At 48.6% G+C, this 255-nt stretch carries 1 rRNA gene; it reads left to right on the plus strand.

Features of this window, described 5'->3' with window-relative positions:
* Positions 1-86: 86 nt before the first annotated feature.
* Positions 87-255 (plus strand): 16S ribosomal RNA (locus tag RJ53_RS11980); the annotation flags it as partial.

Raw genomic sequence — 255 nt, forward strand, 5'->3', positions numbered from 1 at the left:
CCGAAAGTAAGCAAGTACGTAAGTACTGGCGGTATCAGGGATGATATCGTCGTAAGCCAAGATCGAAGTGTGCTTTTATAATTAACATTCTGGTTGATCCTGCCAGAGGCTATTGCTATCAGGGTTTGACTAAGCCATGCGAGTCGAGAGGTGAAAGACCTCGGCATACTGCTCAGTAACACGTGGATAATCTGCCCTCAGGTGAGGAATAATCCCGGGAAACTGGGGCTAATCCCTCATAGGAGACGGGTGCTG

Origin of the sequence: Methanocalculus chunghsingensis (assembly GCF_018132105.1) — an archaeon.
Classification (GTDB): domain Archaea; phylum Halobacteriota; class Methanomicrobia; order Methanomicrobiales; family Methanocorpusculaceae; genus Methanocalculus; species Methanocalculus chunghsingensis.